Source organism: Mesorhizobium sp. WSM4311 (assembly GCF_002295115.1).
Taxonomy (GTDB): Bacteria; Pseudomonadota; Alphaproteobacteria; order Rhizobiales; family Rhizobiaceae; genus Mesorhizobium.
Window position 1 is genome coordinate 477,431 of the sequence record NZ_NSFV01000005.1, and the last position, 24,590, is coordinate 502,020.

Sequence of the window (24,590 nt, forward strand, 5' to 3'; positions counted from 1 at the left end):
TTCCGTCACTTGCCGCGCAGCCGCGGGTGGATGGCATTCTTCTTCCAGCTCAGCGCCGGATCAATTTCTCGGATCTCCAGGGACAAAGCGAAATGCGGGGTCTCGAACAGCGGCGCCAGATATTCGTTCACCGCCTTGAAGACGGCATCGCCGGTGCGTTTCTTGTCCTCGGCGCCGCGGCCCGCCCCGACGCGAAACGACATGTCGAGAAAGCCATTTTCCGGCAGATTGTCGGCTATGGCGTAGGCCTCGGCGCGGAAGGCTCGCACCCGCACCGCGCCGGTCTCGAACAGCCCGGTGTCGAGCACGGTGCGCAGCACCAGCGCGCACAATTCGGCCATGTCGACCTTGGCATCGAGATTGGCTGAATACTCGATGGAGAAGTGAGGCACCGCGTTTCGTTCCCTGGAACATTGCTTGTTGTAGTTAACGCGTTAATTACATGTGATGTCGCCGAAGTCAAGCCTTGCATCCGGCCCGAGGCGACGATACGGGATGACAGGCTTTGACGGCCAGCGCTGCCGGGCAAAGCCCGCCGCCGATCGCAAGCCAGCGCTGGAGAGAATTTTACTTGCTGCCCGAGAACACCCGCCGCTCCTTGCCAATGGCGCTCCTTCATGCCCGCGAAGTGGTGATGGCGCGGTTTCGCCCGATGCTCGCCGCGCATGACGTGACCGAACAGCAATGGCGCGTGTTGCGCGTGCTGAGCGAGGCCGGCCCGGTCGAGGCGACTGAGCTCGCCGATCGCGCCTCGGTGCTGCCGCCGAGCCTGACGCGCATCATCAAGGCGCTCGAGGGCCGAAAGTTCATCACCCGAAACAAAGCGGAAGGCGACGGCCGCCGCGTCATCCTGACCATCGCCCCGGCCGGCTCTGCCCTGATCGACGCCCTGTCCCCCGAACGCCGCGTCATCTACGACGACATCGAAAAGCGCTTCGGCCATGAGCGGCTGGAGCAGTTGCTCGATCTGCTGGAGGCGCTGATCGACGGCGAGAGCTGAGCGCTCTCCGTCCCGCGCCGTTCGCCCCGCCTCACCCTCCAAAGCTTCCGAGCCGTGTCGGCTGCGTGTAGTTGCGGTCGACATAGAGCAGCGCCGAGCCACCGCCGCCGTGCCGCACGTCGATGACGCGGCCGATCATGACATTGTGCGTGCCGACGATATGCACGTCCTCGATCTCGCAATCGAAATTGACGATCGCGTCCGACAGCGCCGGCGTGCCCGAGGTCAGCGTCTGCCAGCGCGCCGCCGAATAGCGGGCCTCCATGTCCCTTGTCGCACCGGCGAACTTTCCCGCCAGGTGCATGTGGTCATGCGTCAGCACATTGACGCAGAAGCGCCGGTTGGCGAGGAACATGGCGGCCTGCGTCGAACGCCCGTTCATGCAGACCAGCAGCGTCGGCGGCTCGTCGGAAACGCTGCACATGGCGGTGGCGGTGAAGCCGCCGCGCCCGGCCGGGCCGTCCGTCGTGACGATGTTGACCGGCGCGCAGACCCTGGCCATGGCGTCGCGGAAATCGGTTTTCGAGATCTGCGTGGCCATCGGAGTTCATCCAGCCGTCGAGGTCAGCGGCGGCAGCCAGGTGTCGCCAGTCCAGCCATTCTCGTCATAGTCGGCCATGCAGGTGTCGACCAGTTCCTCCATCGCCTTCAGCCGCCCGCCGCGTTCGGCGCCCTTCAGCACCTGCAGCCGCACCTCTTCCGGTGCGCCGGCATAGTTGAGCTCATAGAGCGCGTGGCGGCCGCCGAACTCGGTGCCGGTCGCGTCCCACAACAGCTTCATGATCTTGATGCGCTCGACATGGCCCATATCGTTGGAGCCGCGCACATATTGCGCCAGGTACTTGTCGATCTCGGGATTGTTGAAGTCGCGCACCGATGACGGCAAATAGATCAGGCCCGAGGCGATCACCCGGCGCACCGTGTCGATGACGCGCGGATAGGCTTCCGACATGAAGGTGCGGTAGGCGAGGGCGGCGTCGAGATTGGGCAGCACCGCGCCATTCGCCCACGGGATCGGATTGTAGGCCATGGCGTTGGAAAAGCTCCAGAACATGTGCCTGAGCGCAATCACCTCGCCAAGTGCCGCCTGATTGCCGCGGAAGGCGTCGCCGCCGGTGGCGCGCAGCGCCTTGGCGAGCAGACCGGCGAGGAAGTCGAGCTTGACGGCGAAGCGCGTGCAGCCCTGGAAACAATAGCCATGCATGAAGCCCGACGCCGGGTGGAACGACAGGATCTTCTGCGCGTCGCGCAGCACCAGAACATCCTCCCAGGGGATGAAGACATTGTCGAGCACCAGGATCGCGTCGTTCTCGTCGAAGCGCGACGACAGCGGATAGTCGAAGGGTGCCGCCACCGTATTGGCTGTCTGTTCATAAGAGACGCGGCAGAACATCTTTATCCCCGGCGCGTTCATCGGCACGATGAACATCACCGACAGCGACGGATCCTCGGTGACCGTCGCCGAGCCCTGCGCCAGGAAATTGTAGTGCGTCAGCGCCGAGGACGTCGCCACCACCTTGGCGCCGGAGACATGGATGCCGGCATCCGTCTCCTTGGTGATGTGGACGAAGACGTCCTTCACCTGCTCGGCCGGCTTGTGGCGGTCGATCGGCGGGTTGACGATGGCATGGTTCATGAACAGCACGGCGTCCTGCGCCCGTTTGTGCCAGGCGAGCGCATTGTCCTTGAACGGCCCGTACCAGTCGGCATTGGCGCCGAGCGTGTTCATCAGCGCCGCCTTGTAGTCGGGCGTGCGCCCCATCCAGCCATACGACATGCGCGACCACTGCGCGATCGCCGTCTGCTGGGCGGCGAGATCGGCGGCGGAATGGGCGACGCGGAAATATTTGTGGGTGTAGCCGCCCGAACCGGTGTCGGTCGGCGAGGTCAGCGCCGCTTGCCGCGCCGGGTCGTGCAAGGCATCGTAGAGGCGGGCGAGCGAGCGGACCGAATTGCGCATCGCCGGATGCGTGGTGACGTCGGCCACACGCTCGCCGTTGATATAGACCTCGCGGCCGTCGCGCAGGCTCTCCAGATACTCGGCCCCGGTGAACGGGCGTTTCGTGTCGGCCCGGAAATCTTCCGATCGCATCATCATCCTCCCTTAACGTGTTAACAATAGCGCTGGCCGTTACAAAGGTTTATGGACAAAAGCACGAATCCGCTTGGACTTTCTCCACTGGCATGAGCGAAACTGGTATTCCCGATTTCTTCGTCTATGGCGAGCCGGTGCGGCCGCTCGATGTCGGCTTCCTGCATGTCGAGACAGTGCTTGCGCGCAGCAACATCCATCTCGGCCAGGTGGCGGCGCACAAGCATCCGCAGATGGGTCAGATCACCTATTGGACCAGCGGCTCCGGCACCTACCGCATCGAGGACCGCGCCTGGGACTTTTCGGCGCCGGCCGTCAGCTTCGTGCCGAGCACCATCGTGCATGGCTTCTCGATCGGCCCCGGCACCGACGCCATCGTCGTCTCTGTCGCGGACGATGCGCTCGCCGCCCTTGCCGGCCATAGCCTGTTGCCGCTGGACAGGCCGGTCTTTGCCGACGGCCTGCCCCGGCACGCCGCATGGAAAAAGCTGGCGACGGTGCTGGAGATGATCGCCGCCGAATATGCCGAGGCGCAGGCCGGCAATGACAAAATCCTGCCGTCGCTGATTGCCGTAGCGCTCTCCCACATCGCGCGTCTCGCGCCGGCGACAGTCGCCGCCGCACCGTCTTCCGATGCGTCGCTGGCCATGGGCCTGCGCCGGCTTGTCGATGCGCATTTCCGCGACAACTGGCCGGTCGACCGCTACGTCGCGACGCTGGCCACCACGCCGCATCTCCTCGACAAGGCTGCCCATGCGGTGCTGGGCAGCGGCGTCAAGCGCGTCGTCAGCGAGCGGCGGCTGCTGGAAGCCAAGCGGCTCTTGCTGTTCACCGTGCGCACGGTCGAGGACATCGCTTACGAGATCGGCTTCGACGACCCCGCCTATTTCTCGCGTTTCTTCCGCGAACGGATAGGCGAAGCGCCTGCCGCCTGGCGGCGCAAGCAGCTGCAGGGCGCTGATCGTACATAGGGTGGATGCGGGCCTCGCGACCCGCATCCAATTTTCCGGCTAACGCCCCTGCTGTAGGCGCGCTTCCCGCTTCTTGCGCCAGGGCGCATTGGCTTCCCAGTCGCCGGCCATGATGCAGCCATGGGGCAGCACTTCGTCGACGATTTCCGCCAGGCCGAAATGCTCGATCTGGCGGCGCATCGAGGCCGCGTTCTTGTAGGCGCTAGGCAGCTCCGAAATATCCGTCACGCCGGAAAAGAAGCGGGCATCGATGCCTTTCGTCTCTTGCGCGAAAATATCGGCGTCGCTGCGTCCCGCCTGCATGCGCCGGTGCTGAGTGCGCGAAAAATTGCGCCCGGCGCCATGCGGCGAGAAGCCAAGTCCATGCGCCGCGTTCTTGCCGCGCACGATCAGCACCGGTTCCGCCATGTTGAGCGGGATCAGCGTCAGGTCGGTCGCGTCGTCGGCCCAGTTGTCGAAGGCCGGCGTGGCGCCCTTGCCGTGGTAGAACAGCCCGTCCGAACGGCGGAAGACGAAGTTGTGCTCGTTCCAGAACCGGTCCGACACCTTCGCCGACAGCTTTTCCGCCGCCAGGTCGTGGATGAGCATATGGTTGCCCTTGGTCCATTCGCGGATCGTCTGCAGGGCCTCCCAATAGTCATCGCTTTCCCGCGTGTCGGCCGGAATCCAGGCGTTCTGCGGCAAGGTCTCCGGCGACAGCGTCTTGCGCACGCCCTCGGCGATCTTCATGCCCTTGGCATAGAGCCGCGCACCCGGCGACCGTGAGCCGTGATGCGTAACCAGCGCCGTTTCGCCGCTCGACTTCAGCGTGCCGACATAGGCGAAGTGGTTGCCGTCGCCCTGCGTGCCGAAATGCTCGATCGCCGCACTGGTTAGGTCACGCAGCAAGGGGTTGGCCTCGAAACGCTCGAAGATCTCCTTGGCCGGCCGGATCTGCTGGCCACGCGGACGCCCGCCCGGTCCGAAATGGGTGACGCCATGAACGGCATCGAGCAACACGGCTGGCGTCACATCAGGGAACACTGAGATCGCCATCGAGCAGCAGATGTCGGCCGAATGCATGCCGGGATGGATCGCCTCGGAGACCGCGACGCCGCCAACGGGAATCGTGCCCGACGGACCGGTCGGACAAGCATCCGGCATGATGGCGCCGGCACGGATCACCGGCGTACGCATCAGCTCGGCCATTGAGCGCGTCACCGCGTCGACATTGGCAGCCTCGTCAGGCGTTTCGGCCTCGATGTTCAGGTGCAGCGGCATGGACGCGGCCGCATTCAGCTTCATGGCCGGCTGCGGCGCGAAGGCACGCGCGGCCTCGAGCGCATCGCCCTGCGATCCGCCGCTCTCCAGCACCGCGTTGGCGGCGGCGAGCGCCTTGCCGAACCACTTGCCCTGCGGCATGCCGGCGTCGATCAAATCCTGTCCACTCAAAATCTCGGTCATGTCTTTCACTTTCGGTCCATATCAAGCACTGCGTATTGCGGGCGGACGACAAGGGAATGCGAGAGCTCTTTTCCGCCACTTCGCGAAGCCGCGAAGGAGGGACACGAACCCTCACGCCTTTCGGCACCCGCTTGCCTGAAGCGAGCCGCGTCTACCTGTAGTCTCGCAGGCATTCGTCCTGTTCTTTCGGTCTGGCGACAAAGAATCGGCAAGACAATGACTGAGCTACTTCCATCCTGGGAGGGAAGGGATGGTTTGAACCTCTTTCCTGTAGTCCTGCCTGCATTCGCCATTCGTTCTCTTTCTCTCCGGCGGGCGACAAGTCGATGCGAGAAACCGATCGATCGATGATCGACGAGCGGATTCGAACCGCCAGATACCAGTGTATTCCCGCAGGCATTCGCCCTGTTTCAATCGGCTGGCGACAAGGATCGGCAAGACGGTGACTGCGCCACCCCGCTCCGCAGAGCGGGAGAGTGATTTGAACACCCGACCTCCCGCTTTTTCGGCGGGCGCGCTACCTGTAGTCCTGCCTGCATTCGCCATGTATTCGCGTCGCCGCGGCGACAAAAGAGGATGAAACCCGGGAGTCCCGCTCGTGCCAGAGAGCGCCAGCAAGGTGAGGAGTCGAACCTCACGGAGCATCCCGCTTGGTTGTACTGTAGTTCCATCGGGCATTCGCCGCGGCTGTTTCTTGCGAGGTGTGACGACAAAGTCTGTTGTGAAACTGCCTTTCTGCTCTACCGACTGAGCTACAGAGCCGATTGGCAGCTCCGGCAGGAATCGAACCCGCGACCCGAAAGTTAGAATGTAGTTCCACGGGCATTCGTCACGCCGTTTGTTCAGTTCCTTTCTGTCCAGTTGCGACCGATGTCGCGCAAAAGTCGTCGGGCATGACGACAAGGTTTGACGAAACGTCCCGCTCTATCCGCTGAGCTACGGGTCCATAGTGGCGGACCCGACGGGATTCGAACCCGCGACCTGGAGGTGAACAGCCTGTAGTTCCATCGGCATTCGTCATGCCCGGATTTTTGTTTCTGTTAGTCCCGGCGGACGCGCCGCCGGGACCATTGTCTAGAGCTCCACCGCCTCGATCGTGCGCACCCAATGGTCCGGGTCGCTGTTCGAGGACAGCATCGTGCCCACCACGTCGAAGACGCGGTCGGAGAAGCCGCCGACATTCAAGATGTCGGCCTGCGGCTTGGCCTGCGTCGTCAGATGAGACTGGATGTCGATGCAGACCAGCTTGGCTGCCGGGTTCAACCCCTTCAGCTTCCGCCATTCCTGCATCGTCGCCGTCCCCTGATGCGCATGCGCCGTCGCATCCACCCAGGACTGGTTGTCCGACACGAACACCACCAGGTCGACATCAGCCTTCTCACGAACCAGCCGTGCCAGTGGAGCCGAACAGTTGGTTCCGCCGCCACCGATGGCTGCAAGCTTGGCGGCATTGGTCATCACCGTGTCGCGCGCGTTGAGGCGGATCTCCACCACATCGTTCTCGAACGGCAGGATCCGGGCCGTGGGGTTGCGGCGCAGTATCGCGGCGGCCACCAGGGCGGCCACATCGATGCAGCGGACGGCCGACGTCGCGCCCTTGCGGTAGCCGGTCGCCGGCGAACTCATCGAGCCCGAAACGTCCGGACATACGACCACATTACCCTTGACCAGGGGCACGTTGTCGAGCGCGATCTCCATCGCATCCTGCAGCGCGTCCCTGACCACGCCAGGCACCTCCGCACCGGCCATGGTGAACGCCACCATGAGCTGATACGGGAACACCCGGGCGCGCCGGATCTCCTCGGGATCGCGCAGGCGCGCCGCCAGCGTCTCGCCAAACCCGTCCACTTCGAACACGCCGTTGCGGGCGAAAGTGTTCAGATTCTGGCGCAGCATCTGCCATCCGGCCGTCGCCGCGATCTGCACCCAATGCTCGCGCGACAGCGGCATCGAGGTCAGCATCTGGAACGGCACTTCCGGCACCGGCAGCGACGGATCGCGCTTGAACGCCTCGAATGCCTTCACCACGTCCGGCAGCATAGCCACATCATGCGGCTTGCCGATCAGATAGCCATAAAGCGCCTCACGCGAGGCCGACTTCGGCTTCGGGTGAACCATCTTGATGACATCGGCCAGCGACGGATCGTTGCCGACAGCGACCCGCATTAGCTCGAAGTCGGCGGCCTGCTCGAGCCACGCCTGGATAAGCCGCTTCGGCCGCGTGCCGAGCGACTTGCGCCCGGTGGCGCCCGAACGCATGACCTGCACGAAGTCGCGCAGCATCCTGCCGTTCCTGACGATCCGCCCGAAAGCACGATTGAACTCGTCGCCCTGCATGCAGGACAGAACGGCCAGCAGCAGCGCCGGCATATCCTTCATGTAGCCCTGCTCGAAAGCGTGGACGGCGGTGCGCGCCAGGAATCCCGGCTCGACCTGCCAGGCGAGCTTCAGCACCTCGTCCAGCTGCTCCCGCGGCTCGGCATAGAAAGTCGCGTTGAACGTGCCCGTCGCCGCCAGCTGCGCCAGAGCCTGATGCGGCGACAGGCGGTAAGCCTGGGCGCCTTCACGATTCCTGGCGTCAGCCGGCGGGAGCCGCTTTCCTGCGATCGTCGCAAACACGGATTTGTTCGCCATTGTTCTCATCCTTCATTTTTACACCGCCATCAAAGCAGGTGGCGTGCCAGTTTGAAGAATGAACGCGTGCCGATCCGCTTAAATTCGGCTAGCCGTTTGATTTAATGAGAAAATAAAAAACAAGCCGGTTGTTTGGTGCCTCTGGCTCTGTCCGGGGGAGAGCCTGTATAGTGATCCAAAAATCTCGGTACTTATATCATGGGATAAGATGAAAAGACGCGTCGCGATTGGCATTCTCGGTACAACGCTTGATGCGGGGCGTACGGATGACCGTTGGAGGAAGTGGCGGCCAACGGTTGCGCTGTGTCAGCAGCCGGGATTGTTCATAGATCGGCTGGAGCTCATCCAGGGGACTCAGTCGCGGCAACTGGCCACGCAGATCATTGCCGACATCGAGCAGGTCTCGCCTGCCACGGAGGTCAGGCAACATCTGATCAGCATGCGTGACCCCTGGGATTTCAGCGAGGTCTATACCGGGCTGCGCGATTTCGCCCGCGCCTATGCCTTCGATCCCGAGAGGGAAGACTATCTCGTCAACATCACCACCGGCACGCATGTCGCCCAGATCTGCTGGTTCCTGCTCACCGAGGCGCACTTCATCCCGGCGCGGCTGCTGCAGCTTTCGCCGCGCAAGGAGGGACGCGACGACGCGTCGGGCAGCCATTCGATCATCGATCTCGACCTGTCCCGCTACGACGCGATCGCCACGCGCTTTGCCGCCGAACGCGACGAGGCGACGTCGTTCCTGAAATCGGGCATTGCCACCCGCAATGCGGCCTTCAACCAGATGATCGACCAGATCGAGAAGGTGACGATCCGCTCGCGTGCGCCGGTTTTGCTCACCGGCCCGACGGGTGCCGGCAAGTCGCAGCTGGCCAGGCGCATTTATGAGCTCAAGAAGGCACAGCGGCAGGTTTCAGGCGCCTTCATCGAGGTCAATTGCGCTACCTTGCGTGGCGACCAGGCGATGTCGACCCTGTTCGGTCACGTCAAGGGTGCCTTCACCGGCGCCCAGAACGAGCGCGCCGGACTGATGAAATCGGCCAACAAGGGCGTGCTGTTCCTCGACGAGATCGGCGAACTCGGCCCCGACGAACAGGCCATGTGTCTGCGCGCCATCGAGGAAAAACGTTTCCTGCCGGTTGGTGCCGACCAGGACGTCATGTCGGATTTCCAGCTTCTCGCCGGCACCAACCGCGATCTGTCGATCGGTGTGAAGGAGGGCAAGTTCCGCGAGGATCTTTTTGCGCGCCTGAACCTGTGGACCTTCCAGCTGCCGGCGCTTCGAGACCGCAAGGAGGACATTGAACCGAACCTCGACTTCGAATTGCGCCGCTTCGGCGAGCGGGAAGCACAAAACGTCACCTTCAACAAGGAGGCCCGCGACCTCTATCTGAAATTCGCCGTGGCTCCGGAGGCGATGTGGCGGGCCAATTTCCGCGATCTCTCGGCCTCTGTCACCCGCATGGCGACGCTGGCGCCGCTCGGCCGCATCAACGAGGAGACCGTGCGTGACGAGACCGATCGTCTGACGGCCCTATGGCATGCCGGTGCCACCGGCGATCGCGACGCCATTCTGCAGGAGGTCCTCGGCCCCGAGCGCCAAAGCCGGATCGACATGTTCGACCGGGCACAACTGGCCACCGTGCTGACGGTTTGCCGCGACAGCAATTCGATCAGCGCCGCCGGACGAAAACTGTTCGCCGTCTCGCGGCTGCAAAAGACCAGCGGCAACGATGCTGACCGGCTGCGCAAATATCTCATGCGCTTCGACCTCAGCTTCGAAGACATCGTCCGGAAACGATAGACATCCTCTACGTGCCGATCCCTCGCACTTTCCCGCTTGACTGACCAGCCGGACCGAATACCCTAAGGCCAGATACCGGCCCTGATCGCCGGGCGGCAAGAATGCCTCGTATGCCTCGCCCTTGCGGCGCTGGCTGCGGGGCATTTTCATTTTCTGGGGTCCTGTTTGAAACGGCGCATCGAGATCGGTATCCTCTATTCCCGTTCGGGGAGCTATCAGCTCGTCTCCGATGCATGCCGCATGGGTGCCATGCGGGCGATCGCCGACATCAATGCCGACCGCGGCTCAGGCATCGAGCTGGTGCCGGTCGAGCGCGATCCGCAAAGCAATGCCGACCGCTACGCGACGCTTTGCGAAGACATCTTCAAGACCAGCAGCGCGCGCCACGTCGTCGGCTGCGTCACCTCCTGGAGCCGCAAGGAGACCATTCCGGTGCTGGAGAAGGCCGGCGGCATGCTCTGGTATGCATGCCCCTATGAAGGCTTCGAGGCCAACGAGCATGTCGTCTACATGCACGCTTGTCCCAACCAGCATCTGGTGCCGCTGATGGCCCATGTCGTGCCGCGCTTCGGCGCCAACGGCTTCCTGCTCGGCTCGAACTATATCTGGGGCTGGGAGATGAACCGCGTGGCGCGCGACCTGATCGCCGACGCCGGCGGCAAGGTGCTGGGCGAACGCTATCTGCGCATCGGCGAGACCGACGTGTCGCGCCTCATCGGGGAAATCCGGGCGACGCGGCCGAGCTTCATCCTCAACAATCTGATAGGCACCTCGTCCTACGCCTTCCTCGCCGCCTATCGCGATTTGGGCGACGAGGATGCCGCCTTCCGTCCGGAAAATTGTCCTGTCATCTCCTGCAACCTCACCGAGGGCGAACTGCCGGCGATCGGCGAGACGGGGAGAGGCCATCTGTCCGTCGGCCCGTATTTCGCGCCGCGGCCGGCGGCCTTCGCGTCGTCCTTCGAGGCCTCGGCCTATGCCTCGGTGCAGGTGATGGCCGACGTGCTCGCGCGCAATCCCGAAGCTGGACCCGCGGAATTCTCCAAGGCTTTCGCCGAACGGCGCTTCTCCACCCGGCTTGGACCGATCGTCATCGACGCCAACACCCAGCACGCGACGCTGCCTGTCATCATCGGCCGGATCGCCGATGGGTTCTTCGAGGTCGTCAGCCGTGAGGATGAGGTCGCGCCGGATCCCTATCTGTCGCGCTATGATCCTGCCAGGACGTTCGGGCGTCCGCGCCTGCGGGTGGTATCGTGACGAGGACGCCGCGCATTCCCAACCTCGGCGGCGCCAGGGCCTTCATCCTGCATCGCCCGCATCCGACGGTACAGGCCATCACCAGGCAATTGTCGGCGATCGGCCTGATCGCGCTCGACTGCTGGCCGGAACTGCCGCCGGAGGCGCTGGCCGCCGATTTCGTCTTCTTCGATGCAGATCTCGGTTTCGACGAGCAATTCCCCTGGAAAGCCGGTGAAGCGCCGATGCCGCTGGTGGCGCTGATCGGTTCCGAGGCGCCCGGCCGCATCGAATGGGCGCTCTCGCACAAGGCCGACGCGCAACTGCTTAAGCCGGTCGGCACTGCCGGCGTCTACAGCGCGCTATTGATCGCAAGGCAGAGTTTCGAGGCGCGTAAACACTTAGCCGGCGAAATTGCATCGCTGCGCCAGCGTGTCGCCGAGCGGCAGACCATCGTGCGCGCGGTGGCGGCGTTGTCGAAAGGCTCGGACGACGAGCGCGCCTATGCGCAGCTGCGCTCGCTGGCGATGAGCTGGCAGATCAGCGTCGAGGATGCCGCGCGCCGGATCGTGGCGATGACCGATGAGGAAGCAACGGGTGAGGAAGGCGGCGATGACCAGTCCCATCGCGCCTGACCTCCCGGCCACGGCGCGCATGCCGGCCAAGCCGCGCGCCGGTGTCTGGCGCCGGCTGGTCAAACGTCGCCTGGCGCTGCTCGGCCTGGTCATCGTCGCCATTGTCGTCTCCGGTGCCGTGCTGGCACCGTGGCTGACCGGCTATGATCCCAACGAGCAGATGTTCGACGGCCTGACCATAGAGGGCTCGCCGCTGCCGCCGGATGCCAAATTCTGGCTCGGCACCGACCTGCTCGGTCGAGACCTTCTGACCCGCATCCTCTATGGCGCCCGCACCTCGCTGATCATCGGCATCGTCGCCAATGGGGTGGCGCTGTTCATCGGCACACTGGTCGGCGTCACCGCCGGCTATTTCCGCGGCTGGATCGGCAGTGCGCTGATGCGTTTCACCGATCTGATGATGGCGTTTCCGGCGCTGCTGCTCGCCATCTGCCTGGCGGCGGTTTTCCAACCGAGCCTGTGGATCGTCGCCTTGGTCATCGCATTGGTCAATTGGGTGCAGACCGCGCGCGTCATTTACACCGAAACCTCCTCGCTTGCAGAGCGCGAATTCATCGACGCCGAGCGCACCATCGGCGCCGGCGCGCCGCGCATCCTGTTCCGCCACATCCTGCCGCATCTCCTGCCGACCATCATCGTCTGGGGCACGCTCGGCATTTCGACGACGGTGCTGCTCGAAGCGACGCTCTCCTTTCTTGGCATCGGCGTGCAGCCGCCGACGGCGTCCTGGGGCAACATCATCTTCGAGAACCAGACCTATTTCCAGGCAGCACCCTGGCTGGTGTTCTTCCCCGGCGCCGCGATCCTGGCGCTGGCGCTCGCCTTCAACCTGATCGGCGACGCGCTCCGCGACATCCTCGATCCGATGCAAAGGGGCCGGGCATGATCGCCTATCTCGGCCGCCGCCTCATCCAGTCGCTGCTCATCCTGCTTGGTGTTTCGCTGATCACCTTCGCGCTGCTTTATCTCTTGCCGGCCGACCCGGTGCGCCAGATCGCCGGCCGCAGCGCCACGCCGCAGACGGTCGAGAACATCCGCCAGCAGCTCGGCCTCGACCAGCCCTTTGTCGTCCAGTACTGGCACTATCTGACCAGGCTCGTCAGCGGCGATCTCGGCCGCTCCTACATCCAGCGCTCCGAAGTCACCGAACTCATCGTCTCGCGGCTGCCGGCCAGCCTGCTTTTGATGGTCGGCGCCATCCTGTGCGAGCTACTGATCGGGCTGAGCATGGGCCTCATCGCCGCCGTCAAGCGCGGCACCGCGACCGACCAGACCTTGATGGTCGCCTCCTTCGTCGGCGTCTCGGCGCCGCAATTCGTCGTCGGGCTTTTGCTGCTTTACGTCTTTGCCGTGCGGCTCAGCTGGTTTCCGATCGGCGGCTACGGCACCTGGCGCCATCTGGTGCTGCCGTCGCTGACCATGGGCATCCTCGGCGCCGGCTGGTACGCCCGCATGATGCGCTCGTCGATGATCGACGTGCTGCGCCAGGATTATGTGCGCACCGCGCGCGCGAAAGGCCTGGCGCGCGGCGCCATCATTTTCCGCCATGCGCTGCCCAACGCCATCCTGCCGGTCATCGCCATGATCGGCATCGATATCGGCATCTTCATGGGCGGCATCGTCGTCGTCGAAAGCGTGTTCGGCTGGCCCGGCATCGGTCAGCTCGCCTGGCAGGCCATCCAGCGCGTCGACATCCCCATCATCATGGGCGTCACGCTGGTCTCGGCCTTCGCCATCGTGCTCGGCAACCTCTTGGCCGACATCATCGCGCCCTTCATCGACCCGCGCATCAAGCTCAGATGAAACCAAGAAAACAATCAGAGAAAGGGAACACCAAATGAAAAGATTTCTGGCTACCACCGTGGCGGCATCGGCGCTGGCGCTGATGCTCGGCATGGCAAGCGCCCGCGCCGAGGACACGATCGACCCCAACGCCAAGCAGGGCGGCGCCATCACCATCACCTACAAGGACGATGTCGCCACCCTCGATCCGGCGATCGGCTATGACTGGCAGAACTGGTCGATGATCAAGAGCCTGTTCGACGGCCTGATGGACTACGAACCGGGCACCACCAACCTCAAGTCCGACCTTGCCGAAAGTTACGAGATCTCGCCAGACGGCAAGACCTTCACCTTCAAGCTGCGGCACGGCGTGAAATTCCACAATGGCCGCGAGATGACCGCCGACGACGTGAAATATTCGCTCGATCGCGTCACCAATCCGAAGACGCAGAGCCCGGGCGCCGGCTTCTTCGGCTCGATCAAGGGCTATGACGATGTCGCCGCCGGCAAGGCCGAAAGCCTGTCCGGCGTCACCGTCGTCGATCCCTATACGGTCAAGTTCGAGCTGACCCGCCCCGACGCCACCTTCCTGCATGTGATGGCCATCAACTTCTCGCATGTCGTGCCGAAGGAGGAGGTCGAGAAATATGGCGCGGATTTCGGCAAGCATCCGGTCGGCACCGGTGCCTTCAAGCTCGCCGAGTGGACGCTCGGCCAGCGCATCGTCTTCGAGCGCAATGCGGACTACTGGCACAAGGGTCTGCCGCATCTCGACAAGATCACCTTCGAGATCGGCCAGGAGCCGATCGTGGCGCTGCTGCGCTTGCAGAAGGGCGAGATCGACGTGCCCGGCGACGGCATTCCGCCGGCAAAATTCCAGGAGGTGATGGCCGATCCCGAGCAGAAGGCGCGCGTCGTCGAAGGCGGCCAGCTGCACACCGGCTATGTCACCATGAACACCACCATGGCGCCGTTCGACAATGTGAAGGTGCGCCAGGCCGTCAACATGGCGATCAACAAGGCGCGCGTCATCCAGATCATCAACGGCCGCGCCGTGCCGGCCAACCAGCCGCTGCCGCCATCGATGCCGGGCTACGACAAGGAGTATAAGGGTTACCCGTATGACGTTGCCAAGGCCAAGGCACTGCTGGCCGAGGCCGGCCATCCCGATGGCTTCGACACGCAATTGTTCGCCATGAACACCGACCCGAACCCGCGCATCGCCCAGGCGATCCAGCAGGATCTGGCGGCGATCGGCATCAAGGCCAGCATCCAGTCGCTCGCCCAGGCCAACGTCATCGCCGCCGGCGGCGACAAGGCCGGCGCGCCGATGATCTGGTCGGGCGGCATGGCCTGGATCGCCGACTTCCCCGATCCGTCCAACTTCTACGGCCCGATCCTCGGCTGCGCCGGTGCGGTACCGGGCGGCTGGAACTGGTCGTGGTATTGCAACAAGGACCTCGACGCCAAGGCGGCCGAGGCCGACTCCGTGGTTGACCCGGCCAAGGCCGTGGAGCGCGGCAAGATGTGGAGCGCCATCTACGACAAGATCATGGAGGACGCACCCTGGGCGCCGGTGTTCAACGAGCAGCGCTTCACCATGAAATCGGCCCGCATGGGCGGTGCCGACAACCTTTATGTCGACCCGGTCCATATCCCGATCAACTATGACAATGTGTACGTAAAAGATGTGCAATAGTTGCGACTACACCATCCATGGGCGCCATCACCATTTCGGCTGGGACAATTCCTTTGCCCCGGCCGAGCGGGTGGCGCCCGGATCGACCATCGAGTTCCAGTGCCTGGATTCCGCCGGCGGCCAGCTGAAGCCCGACAGCACGGTCGCCGACATCGCCAAGCTGGACTTCGCCGGCATCAACCCGGTGACCGGGCCGATCTTCGTAGAAGGTGCCGAGCCCGGTGACGCGCTGAAGGTGACGATCGAGCTGTTCAAACCGTCCGGCTTCGGCTGGACGGGGAACATTCCGGGCTTCGGCCTGCTCGCCGACGACTTCAAGGAGCCGGCGCTCAACATCTGGAAATACGACGCCGCCTCGCTCGAGCCGGCGCTGTTCGGCAAGAATGCCCGCGTACCGCTGAAGCCGTTCGCCGGCACCATCGGCAATGCGCCGGCCGAGATGGGCCTCCACTCGGTGGTGCCGCCGCGGCGCGTCGGCGGCAATCTCGATATCCGCGATCTCGCCGCCGGCACCATATTGTACCTGCCGGTGGAGGTGACTGGCGCGCTGTTCTCGGTAGGCGATACGCACGCCGCGCAAGGCGACGGCGAGGTCTGCGGCACGGCGATCGAAAGCCCGATGGACGTCGTGCTCAACCTCGACCTGCTCAAGGATGCCAGGCTGAAGACGCCGCGCTTCACCACCCCTGGCCCGGTGACGCGTCACCTCGACGCCAAGGGTTATGAAGTGACGACGGGTATCGGCCCCGACCTGATGGCCGGCGCCAGGGAAGCGGTTGCCCAGATGGTCGACCTGATTGCCGGGCGCTACCAGATCGACCCGGTCGAGGCCTATATGCTCGCCTCGGTGTGCGGCGATCTCAGGATCAGCGAGATCGTCGACATGCCGAACTGGGTGGTGTCGTTCTACTTCCCGCGCTGCGTGTTTGAATGACGCGAGGTTGGCGCCGCACCCCCACGCCGCTGCTTCGCAGCGACCCTCCCCACAAGGGGGAGGGTGAAGCGCTGGCGCCCTACCTCCCCCTTGTGGGGAGGTCGGACCGAAGGTCCGGGTGGGGGGCGTGCCCGAATAAACCTCTCAGAACCCTGCTCTCCCAATGAACTCAGCCCCCAAGACCATCCTCGACATCGCCAACCTCTCCGTCAGCGTGCGCGGCGAGGATGGCGAGCGCGAGGTCGTGTCCAACCTGTCGCTGACGCTGGCGCGTGGCGAAACGCTTTGCATCGCCGGCGAATCCGGCTCCGGAAAGTCGATGACCGCGCTGGCGATCATGCAGCTCCTGCCGCAGCCTGCCGCCCGCATTTCATCTGGAAAGATCCGACTTGGCGATACCGACCTGGCTGACCTCGACGAGCGCCGGATGCGCCGCATTCGCGGAGACCGCATCGCCATGATCTTCCAGGAGCCGATGACCTCGCTCAATCCGGTGCTGTCGATCGGCCGGCAGCTCACCGAATCCATCGAGGCGCATACCAGCCTCTCGCCGGCCGAAGCCCGCCAGCGCGCCATCGAGGCGCTGAAGGCGGTGCGCATTTCGGAAGCCGAAAGCCGGCTAATTCAGTTCCCGCACGAGCTGTCCGGCGGCATGCGCCAGCGGGTGATGATCGCCATGGCCCTGGCGCTCGAGCCCGACGTACTGATCGCCGACGAGCCGACGACCGCCCTCGACGTCACCGTGCAGGGCGAGGTGCTGGAACTGCTGCGCGACCTGCAGCGCCAGCACGGCACCAGCGTCATCCTCATCACCCACGACATGGGCGTGGTCGCCGAAATGGCCGATCGCGTCATCATCATGCGGCATGGCCGCATGGTCGAGGAGGGCAAGACACCGGACATCTTCGCCCGGCCGCAGGCGGATTATACGCGCGAACTGCTGGCCGCCGTGCCGCGCATCGGCAGCGGCGTCGGGCGGCAGAAATCAAGGCATGTGGAGACGGCAACGCCAGCCAGCGTCGCCTTGGTCAAAGACCTGCATGTCCGCTTCGACCTGCGCGGAGGCGTCTTCGGCCGGGTCACCCGCCGGGTTCATGCGGTCGAGGGCGTCAGCTTCTCGGTCGCGCCCAACGAGACGCTGGCGCTGGTCGGTGAATCCGGCTGCGGCAAGTCGACCACCGCCAAGGCGCTGGCCGGGCTGGTACCTTACAGCGGCGACATCATCGTTGGCGGGCGCAATTTGTCGGGCCTCGGCCGCGACGAACGCAAGGCGGTGCGCCGCGACGTGCAGATGATTTTCCAGGACCCTTTCGCCTCGCTCGATCCGCGCATGCGCGTCGGCGACCTCGTCGCCGAGCCGCTGGTTATCCATGGCATCGCCTCCAGGGAAGAGCGCAGCCAGCGTGTCGCGGCCCTGTTCGAGCGCGTCGGCCTGTCGGCCGATCAGATGGAGCTTTATCCGCACGAATTCTCCGGCGGTCAGCGCCAGCGCGTCTGCATTGCCCGCGCGCTCGCCTTGCGGCCGAAGCTGATCATCGCCGACGAAAGCGTTTCGGCGCTCGACGTCTCGGTGCAGGCGCGCGTGCTCGATTTGTTGAAGGAATTGCAGCGCGAATTCGGCGTCGCCTATCTCTTCATCTCGCATGACATGGCGGTGGTCGAGAACATCTCCGACCGCGTCGCTGTCATGTATCTCGGCCAGATCGTCGAAATGGGCACGCGCGACCAGGTCTTTTCCAACCCGCGCCATCCCTACACCAGGCGGCTGATCGAAGCCGTGCCGGTGCCCGATCCAGCGCGGCGCAGAAGCCGCTTCGCCCGCCTCGACCAGGAAATCCCGAGCGCCACCCGCAGGATCGGCGAGGCGCCGCTGAAACTGGCTTTGCAGGATGTCGGCAACGGCCACCTCGTCGCTGCGGACAGGTAGCGGGCGGTAATTTTAGTTCGGCATGATGATCGGGCCCGCGGGCGGCTGGCCTGCAACCTTCCGCATGGTCGACAGCAGGCGCGGAAAGACCTGGTCGGTGGAAAAATGCCGCCGCGCCTTGGCGCTCGCCTGCCTGCCGAGCTTCGTCCGCAGCGGCTTGTCCCGGATCAGTTTCAGTGTGGCGTCGGCCATGGCGGCCGGATCGGCCCGTTCGACGATGATGCCGGCATCGTCCTCGACGAAATCCGGTGCCCCGCCGCTGCCTGCGAAGCAGATTACCGGCAACTCGGCGAATGCCGCCTCCAGCATGACGCGGCCGAACGGCTCTTCGCGGGATGTCAGAAGAAACAGATCGGCAGCCCGAAGATAGCCGCGCACATCGTCGACATCGCCCAGAAATGTAACTTTTTCGTGTAACCCGTCCGCCCGCATCCTGTCGAGGTGCTGCGACCAGGTGCCGAGAGCCTCATCCCGTTCCCGCTCCGGAAACGAGCCGAGCCAGTAGAAATGATAGTCCTCGACCCCACGGGCCCGAAGAATTCGGGCCACCTCGATAAACAGGTCGGCACCCTTGCGGAATGGCATTGCGAGGCCGGATCCCAGGACGATGGTCTTGTCCACGGGCCAGCCGGCCAGTCGGCGACGTTCAAGACGCTGGGTTTCCTGACCGGGATCGGCGCCGGGCTGCGGAACCGCGCTTGGAATGACGTCGATGGCGTTCGTTTCGACCTTGTGCTCGGCCACCAAATAGTCCCGGACGCTTGGCGAACACGCAACGAATCTCCGCGTGTGGGAAACCACATCCTCAATGTCGTCCTTGGCGTATCGGGCGACGCTCGTTGCCAATTCCCTGGCATGCGTCAGGATAGGAATGCCCAGTTCCCCAAGCAGCGCATGCACACGGCCGGTGGCCAGGCTGTTGCAATAGATGAGGTCCGGTCTGCCACCGTACCAATCGGCGATGCGGGCCAGCTTCGTGGCGGTCATCTCGGTTGGCGAAACCAGATCGTCCAGAAGGGCGGTATCGACAATGCGTCGAAACTGTTCGAGCCGTTCACCGCCTGCCAGGCACAGCACCTTGATCTCCAGCTCGGTGTGCGATTGCAGCCATTGGACGATGTCGATCAACGAAGCCTGCGCCCCACCGAGAGCCGCATCGTGCGAAACGAACAGAACGCGCCAGGACGCGCCCCCGGGGAATTTGCCGGCCGCTGACGGAGCCGACAGGACGTTCCGCGTCTCTTGCAGATAGGCGTAGCCATAGCGGGCGTCAGGCTCGAGATAGGCTCCCTCCGCCCACTCGTTCCAGGCATTGACGAAGATCAGGCGGCTGTCGAAATCGGCGAAACGATCGCATGTATCGGCGACCGCGTTGGCGAGCCATTCTGCGTAGCGGGGCGGCGATGCGTTCACCAGAATGTGGGCTGCCTCCATCCTCCGTGCGGTGTTGTCCCAGGAAGGGCAAAGTCCGCGAAACAGCGTGTAGGGAACCTGTGGGTAGGCGCGGCTGCGTTTGAGGAGCTCCGTCCAGTCGAAGATCTTTCCCCTGAAGCCGCTCTTGAGCGTTGGAATTCTGCCGCTGATCTCGCGAAATTTCCCAAGATTCGGTGGGAATTCGACGGCGGCGTCGAATCCGAATTCGGCGGGATCGTCCTTGTCGAACGACTGCGGGTAGGCAAGAAAAATCTCGCCGATGCCGGCTTCCCGGCAATAGGCTCTCCAGCGTTGTGCTGTTTCAGCGGCCGACGGAAACAATCCTGGCCGGTAAATCATCAGAAGAGGCTTGCCGCCGATGCGGATGTATCGCCGGTCGCGAAAATAGCGGGATACATATTCGATGAAGGCCAGGTCGTCCTCGGGTGAATGCGATTGCGCAATCAGCACCTCCTGTTCGAGCCCATGCCAACGGCGGCTCCAGGGTTCATTTGCCCAATTGATGCAGAAGCCCAGTTCGTGCGCATCGTTTTCGACGAATTGCCTGATCGGCATCTCAAGGACGCGCTTGCCGTTGAACCAGTAGAAGTGAAAACAGAACCCCGAGACGCCGTACTGAAGGGCAATCTCGATCTGTTCCTTCTGGATGTCCTTCACTCTCAGGTCGTAGAAGCCGAGGTCCGCCGGCCGCCTGGGCTGATAATGATCATCGAACTGCGGCGCCGCGCGTGTCACATTCGTCCATTCCGTGAAACCCTTTCCCCAAAAGGCGTCATTTTCAGGAATCGGATGAAACTGTGGTAGGTAGAAGGCAATGAGGCGCGCCTTCAGTGCGACGGGTCGCCTCTCGCTGGATCGCGGCACGTAGGTGGCGGGTCTCTGGATGGCGCCGGCATTTGTGCCCGGAGCACCTCGGGGGCTGCGCCCCTCGATCTTGCCGAAGCGAATGTAGTGATCCAACGGATTCATCGAGGCGGCAGCCACGTCGGGATTTTTCGTCAGATAGTATTCGTTGTCGAAGTTCGGACTCGGGTTTCGCGACTCCGCGACACCATGCCTGATGTAATGCAGGATCGGATCTTTCCCGCTCCGGGCTACATCCGGATTTTGAACCAGATACCACGACACATCGAACAGACCGCTGGCTCGAATTCGTTGCCGCAGGCGAAATCTCTTCCATCGGCTTCTGCTGGTGAGCGATCTTACCAAGACCAAGAATTCGGATCTATCCAAACGGGTCTGCCTCGCGGGAATCCGTCGTCATGTCACCATCCGAGGCAACGCCGATCTTTGTGCAGATCATTCCAAGAACACGCTCGAGGGCATGCTGCAATGTGCCGTCTTGTTGGCCTGTCTCCTCGGGAAAGGCTGCCAAGGGCAGATCGAGCCGTCGCAGCGGTTCCAGCGCGTCGCGACGAACCCAGAACATCGTCCCGGCAAAGAAATCGAGGGGAGAACTGGAGGGCATCCCCATTGCCTCCAGCAGATTGAGAGCCATCGCCCTGTTCTCGCCCCACGCAGCCTTCTCCCCCTTCCATTCATTGGGCATCCGAAAGCGTCCGGATCCAATCATCTGGATGTCGGGAGAACGTTCGAACTTGGCGATGATGCGGTCGACCACGCCGCGGGATCCGATCAGGTCGAACGCACTCGCCTGGCGCCAGATCTCGCCGAGAACCATGCGCGGCCCGCTCTGCCCCGACTTCTTGCCATGCAGCTTGCAGATAAGATCGAAGGGATCGAACTTTCCTTCGCGAAGCAATTGGATGAAGGGGCCGACGTCGCGGCCACGATTTTCGTAGACCGTGATCTCGGCACCCGGAAATCTCGCCTGAACGCGTTGCGCGAGTGCCGCGTCAGGCCGGGTCAGCGTGAGAAAGAGCTGGAATTGACGACCGGTCGCTTCCAGCAACGCCTCGAACTCGGGCCAGAGATCGGGGTAATGCAGGTGAAGCGCCACGGCAATCTTCGGCTCGGCGGTGGGCCGGCGTTCGAGGGCCTCGGCTGGCGGACCATCAAAGTGCCGCGACAGGGTCTTCTGCAGATTGTCGCTCGCAGGGCCAAAGCCCCAACCGGCAAGACTGCCGAGGGCGCGGGCCAACTCACGCCCTTGCGGTCCCGAGATGTGCAAGAGAGGCTGCAAGACCAGGCCTTCGCCGAGCGGCAGCTGAAATCGCTTATGGCGACGACGCCGACGCAGCAGCGCGCCAATATCCCCGATGGCTAAGGGCCGAACACTCGCCGCGACGACGTCGCCTCTATCAAATTGCAGTCCCAGGCCGCCTTCGCTGCTTGTGAGCAGATAGGACGTGCGCGTGGTGACCGGCACATAGACGACCCTGTCCGCATGTCCTGGGCGGCGAACATCGAGCCGGAGAAACGGCATCGACCTCTCTGTCGGCCAAAGCTCGACGACATAGCGTCCCGGCGCGTGGATGTGGATTTCGCCCACGGCACTGCTTGGGTCGACGCTGTCGCCTTTTCGCGGCTCGCGGGACAGGACATCAGGCAAGGCAACGCTCGTGTCGGCAGCGTCAGGCGACATAGCCGCCGTTCCGATTCGCGCGCGATCGGTCAAGGATGCTGTCGAATATGCCAATCAGCCGGCCCAGGGAATTGATCAATCTGTTTCGATTAAGCGTCAGGCAATAGAAGCCTATTTTCGTCAAGTAACGGAGTATGTCTACAAATGGGCTATAGGCGATGCCGTATTTCTTGCGCAAGTGGATCTCCGATCGCATCTTAGAGCGATACCGGAAAATACGCGCCCGGGTTGATTGCGCAACCGATGTGCCAATGTCGTGGACAGCATGCGCGCCACTGACAAGGATCATGGGCTCGTCACGCTGCAGCAGACGATATGAAAGGTCGTCATCTTCGAAATACAGGAAAATATCCTCGTCAAACCCGCCCGTATCGAGGAAGAGCGTTCGTTTGATCATGAACACGCCGCCATTGACGAAGCGGACGCAACAATCTCCCCAGACCTGCCGGATGCGTGTGGGCAGCGACATGCCTGAAAGGCGATCGATCTCGCTCTCCTCGCGAAACCAGAGCCGGCCATCCACCGTATTGGTGCGCGGCACGAAGACGCGGCAATTTGGATAGCGTTCAGCCGCCTGCATGAGCGCATCGACGGCGTCCGTCCCAAGACGCACGTCGGGGTTGACGAACAGCAGATACTCACCCGTCGCCGCCGCCGCCCCGATGTTGCAGGCGCGCCCGAAGCCGAGGTTTACAGGATTGTCGATACGATGAACGGCAAGGCCGGACAGCGCGCCGGCAAGATCGTCGGTACTTGCATTGTCGACGCATACGATCTCCACCCCTGGAGGCAGGCGCGCGAGCGCCCCCCGCACGGTATGCGCGCTGTTATGCGTCACAGTAATGGCAGTTATCGACCTGTTCATTGCCAAAGCCATCCTGATATCTCAGTTGGCTTCCCCCGTGGAAAGGTTAGTGATCCGTACGCAATCTAAGCGCTGTGACTCCGGTGGTCGAGTCCATACTCCCGACTAAGTTCGTGGGCATGGACGCGCTGTCCCGCCAGGCCGCCGGTCACGGTTCACATGGTCTTGCTGCTTCCGAGGTTTCCGGCTGGCGTGATGGCCAGTCGCCTTGGCTGCCCTCGTGGCGGTAAACTCCCGGCGAGGAAGGGGTGCTTCGAACCAGAAATCCGCAACGGCCCCTTGCCGTTATTCCCCATCTTGCTCATGTTCAATACCGCTTGCTGGTGATCGTCCGGGGGAACGGTCGGATTCATCATGGGAGGAAGTCGATAATGAAGGTATGCTATTTCGTTTCCGCCGCGCTTCTTGCCGCGGCCGCTATCCCCGCCTCGGCCGCCGAAATTTCCGATGGAAAAGTCAAGATCGGCATCCTCAATGATCAATCCGGCGTCTATGCCGATTTCGGCGGCAAATGGTCGGTCGAGGCGGCCAAGATGGCGGTCGAGGACTTCGGCGGCAAGGTACAGGGCGTGCCGATCGAGATCATCAGCGCCGACCACCAGAACAAGCCTGACATCGCCTCCAACATCGCGCGGCAATGGTACGACACCGAACAAGTCGATGCCATCATGGAGCTGACGACCTCATCGGTCGCGCTCGCCGTCCAGGGGATCTCCAAGGAAAAGAAGAAGATCGACATCGTTACCGGCGCGGCAACCACCGATCTCACCGGCAAGCAATGCTCGCCCTACGGCTTCCACTGGGCCTATGACACCCATTCGCAGGCGGTGGGAACCGGGGGCTCCCTCGTGCAGCAGGGCGGCGACAGCTGGTTCTTCGTCACCGTCGACTATGCGTTCGGCTATTCGCTCAAGGAGCAGACCGCCAAATTCGTCGAGAGCCACGGCGGCAAGGTGCTTGGCGAAGTGCGTTATCCCCTGGGGTCGACCGATTATTCATCCTTCCTGCTGCAGGCGCAGTCGTCGGGCGCCAAGGTCGTCGGGCTGGCCAATGCTGGCCTCGACACCTCCAACTCCATCAAGCAGGCTGCCGAATTCGGCATCGTCCAGGGCGGCCAGCGCCTTGCCGCGCTTCTGTTCACGCTGGCCGAGGTGCATGGGCTGGGCCTTCAGGCCGCGCAGGGAGTCGTGCTGACCGAGGGCTATTACTGGGATCGCGACGACAAGAGCCGCAAATTCGGACAGCGCTTTTTCAAACGCACCAACCGCATGCCGAACATGGTCCAGGCCGCGACCTATTCGGCGGTGACGCAGTATCTGAAGGCGATCGACAAGTCCGGCACCGACGCGACCGAAGCCGTCGCCAAGCAATTGCATTCGATGCCGGTTGACGACGCCGTGACGACCAACGGCAAGGTGCAGGCGGACGGCAACATGGTCCACGACATGTATCTCTACCAGGTCAAGGCGCCCGGCGAGAGCACCAAGGACTGGGATTATTACAAATATCTCGCAACCATCCCCGGCAACCAGGCCTTCCTGAGCGAGAAGGAAAGCGGCTGTCCAACCGCGGCCCAGTGATCG

19 protein-coding genes are annotated in these 24,590 nt (G+C 63.3%); 11 read left to right on the forward strand and 8 right to left on the reverse strand.

What is annotated here, in order from left to right:
* Positions 1 to 5: 5 nt before the first annotated feature.
* Entirely contained in the window at positions 6 to 392 is a 387-nt protein-coding gene (locus tag CK226_RS16500) for a 5-carboxymethyl-2-hydroxymuconate Delta-isomerase (RefSeq protein ID WP_095792452.1), read from the reverse strand.
* A 212-nt stretch (positions 393 to 604) separates the two neighbouring features.
* On the opposite strand from CK226_RS16500, the gene hpaR reads away from it, so the two are divergent.
* On the forward strand, positions 605 to 1,000 hold the full coding sequence (hpaR, locus tag CK226_RS16505) for a homoprotocatechuate degradation operon regulator HpaR (protein ID WP_245318148.1): 396 nt from the start codon (positions 605 to 607) through the stop codon (positions 998 to 1,000).
* A gap of 31 nt (positions 1,001 to 1,031) precedes the next feature.
* Here hpaR and CK226_RS16510 read toward each other — a convergent pair whose 3' ends face one another.
* Positions 1,032 to 1,541: a flavin reductase gene (locus tag CK226_RS16510; protein ID WP_095773315.1), complete on the reverse strand. Its 510-nt coding sequence runs from the start codon at positions 1,539 to 1,541 to the stop codon at positions 1,032 to 1,034.
* Positions 1,542 to 1,547: 6 nt separating this feature from the next.
* The gene (locus tag CK226_RS16515; RefSeq protein WP_095792536.1) at positions 1,548 to 3,092 is read right to left on the reverse strand and encodes a 4-hydroxyphenylacetate 3-hydroxylase N-terminal domain-containing protein; all 1,545 of its coding nucleotides are present in this window, start codon (positions 3,090 to 3,092) and stop codon (positions 1,548 to 1,550) included.
* A 92-nt stretch (positions 3,093 to 3,184) separates the two neighbouring features.
* Between CK226_RS16515 and CK226_RS16520 the strand changes: the two genes are divergently transcribed.
* The gene (locus CK226_RS16520; RefSeq protein ID WP_095792453.1) at positions 3,185 to 4,063 is read left to right on the forward strand and encodes a helix-turn-helix domain-containing protein; all 879 of its coding nucleotides are present in this window, start codon (positions 3,185 to 3,187) and stop codon (positions 4,061 to 4,063) included.
* Positions 4,064 to 4,102: 39 nt separating this feature from the next.
* Here CK226_RS16520 and CK226_RS16525 read toward each other — a convergent pair whose 3' ends face one another.
* Together CK226_RS16525 and CK226_RS16530 are read right to left on the reverse strand one after the other, a co-directional pair.
* The gene (locus tag CK226_RS16525) at positions 4,103 to 5,506 is read right to left on the reverse strand and encodes an RtcB family protein (protein WP_179301064.1); all 1,404 of its coding nucleotides are present in this window, start codon (positions 5,504 to 5,506) and stop codon (positions 4,103 to 4,105) included.
* 1,074 nt (positions 5,507 to 6,580) lie between these two features.
* Positions 6,581 to 8,140 (reverse strand): RNA-binding protein, encoded by a 1,560-nt coding sequence (locus tag CK226_RS16530; RefSeq protein ID WP_095792454.1) that lies wholly within the window; start codon positions 8,138 to 8,140, stop codon positions 6,581 to 6,583.
* A 208-nt stretch (positions 8,141 to 8,348) separates the two neighbouring features.
* Here CK226_RS16530 and rtcR point away from each other — a divergent pair, with 208 nt between their 5' ends.
* The 8 genes from rtcR (at position 8,349) to CK226_RS16570 (ending at position 18,163) form a co-directional block, all read left to right on the forward strand.
* Positions 8,349 to 9,947, forward strand: a complete 1,599-nt coding sequence (gene rtcR / locus CK226_RS16535) for an RNA repair transcriptional activator RtcR (protein WP_095792455.1) — start codon at positions 8,349 to 8,351, stop codon at positions 9,945 to 9,947.
* Between the two features lie 165 nt (positions 9,948 to 10,112).
* Complete coding sequence (locus tag CK226_RS16540) at positions 10,113 to 11,207, forward strand: transporter substrate-binding protein (protein WP_095773313.1); 1,095 nt, start codon at positions 10,113 to 10,115, stop codon at positions 11,205 to 11,207.
* Entirely contained in the window at positions 11,204 to 11,821 is a 618-nt protein-coding gene (locus CK226_RS16545; RefSeq protein WP_095792456.1) for an ANTAR domain-containing protein, read from the forward strand. Before CK226_RS16540 ends, CK226_RS16545 begins: the two co-directional genes overlap by 4 nt.
* 19 nt (positions 11,822 to 11,840) lie before the next feature.
* Positions 11,841 to 12,707, forward strand: a complete 867-nt coding sequence (locus tag CK226_RS16550; protein WP_179301072.1) for an ABC transporter permease — start codon at positions 11,841 to 11,843, stop codon at positions 12,705 to 12,707.
* On the forward strand, positions 12,704 to 13,624 hold the full coding sequence (locus CK226_RS16555) for an ABC transporter permease (RefSeq protein ID WP_095773310.1): 921 nt from the start codon (positions 12,704 to 12,706) through the stop codon (positions 13,622 to 13,624). Before CK226_RS16550 ends, CK226_RS16555 begins: the two co-directional genes overlap by 4 nt.
* Positions 13,625 to 13,658: 34 nt before the next feature.
* Complete coding sequence (locus CK226_RS16560) at positions 13,659 to 15,302, forward strand: ABC transporter substrate-binding protein (protein ID WP_095773309.1); 1,644 nt, start codon at positions 13,659 to 13,661, stop codon at positions 15,300 to 15,302.
* On the forward strand, positions 15,292 to 16,236 hold the full coding sequence (locus tag CK226_RS16565; RefSeq protein WP_095792457.1) for an acetamidase/formamidase family protein: 945 nt from the start codon (positions 15,292 to 15,294) through the stop codon (positions 16,234 to 16,236). Before CK226_RS16560 ends, CK226_RS16565 begins: the two co-directional genes overlap by 11 nt.
* A 163-nt stretch (positions 16,237 to 16,399) precedes the next feature.
* Complete coding sequence (locus tag CK226_RS16570; protein ID WP_095788548.1) at positions 16,400 to 18,163, forward strand: ABC transporter ATP-binding protein; 1,764 nt, start codon at positions 16,400 to 16,402, stop codon at positions 18,161 to 18,163.
* A gap of 12 nt (positions 18,164 to 18,175) precedes the next feature.
* Here CK226_RS16570 and CK226_RS16575 read toward each other — a convergent pair whose 3' ends face one another.
* Genes CK226_RS16575 through CK226_RS16585 form a run of 3 tightly spaced genes read right to left on the reverse strand, consistent with a single transcriptional unit; the run spans position 18,176 to position 23,007 of the window.
* On the reverse strand, positions 18,176 to 20,812 hold the full coding sequence (locus CK226_RS16575; RefSeq protein WP_142887601.1) for a glycoside hydrolase family 99-like domain-containing protein: 2,637 nt from the start codon (positions 20,810 to 20,812) through the stop codon (positions 18,176 to 18,178).
* Between the two features lie 10 nt (positions 20,813 to 20,822).
* Positions 20,823 to 22,175, reverse strand: coding sequence for a rhamnan synthesis F family protein (locus CK226_RS16580; protein ID WP_179301065.1), 1,353 nt, complete (start codon positions 22,173 to 22,175; stop codon positions 20,823 to 20,825).
* The gene (locus tag CK226_RS16585) at positions 22,132 to 23,007 is read right to left on the reverse strand and encodes a glycosyltransferase family 2 protein (RefSeq protein ID WP_245437763.1); all 876 of its coding nucleotides are present in this window, start codon (positions 23,005 to 23,007) and stop codon (positions 22,132 to 22,134) included. The genes CK226_RS16580 and CK226_RS16585 overlap by 44 nt, the downstream gene beginning before the upstream one ends.
* Before the next feature lie 371 nt (positions 23,008 to 23,378).
* Here CK226_RS16585 and CK226_RS16590 point away from each other — a divergent pair, with 371 nt between their 5' ends.
* Positions 23,379 to 24,587 (forward strand): ABC transporter substrate-binding protein, encoded by a 1,209-nt coding sequence (locus tag CK226_RS16590; protein WP_095773303.1) that lies wholly within the window; start codon positions 23,379 to 23,381, stop codon positions 24,585 to 24,587.
* Positions 24,588 to 24,590: the final 3 nt, after the last annotated feature.